At 47.1% G+C, this 293-nt stretch carries 1 protein-coding gene; it reads left to right on the top strand.

The genetic code is table 11. The features are described 5' to 3' along the window. A partial coding sequence (locus tag ACFILW_RS10910; protein ID WP_375685844.1) for a hypothetical protein occupies positions 1-293 on the top strand: 293 nt, incomplete at both ends.

Raw genomic sequence — 293 nt, 5'->3', positions numbered from 1 at the left:
CATTGCGGGAATTCTCTTTGACCGCTACAACCCACGAACACTGATGATGGAAGGGCTGATTGGTGCCATTATCACAATGTTCATCTTAGTTGGGCGAAGTGGTTGGCCAATCTACCCGATTATGCTGACATTGGTTGGGTTCTTTAACGGTTGGCTAGTAACCCTCCATAATTCATACGGAACAATGGTCAATGGTCATGATGGCCGTTTCGTCTTTAACATGATCTACTTTGCGAATAACCTAGGGATGGTTTTCGCGACGAGTGCGGTTGGTCCCCTGTATCAGTATGCGC

The sequence above is a fragment of the Bartonella sp. TT110JLCBS genome (assembly GCF_042193405.1).
Lineage (GTDB): Bacteria > Pseudomonadota > Alphaproteobacteria > Rhizobiales > Rhizobiaceae > Bartonella.
This window is presented reverse-complemented; position numbering and strand designations above follow the sequence as displayed.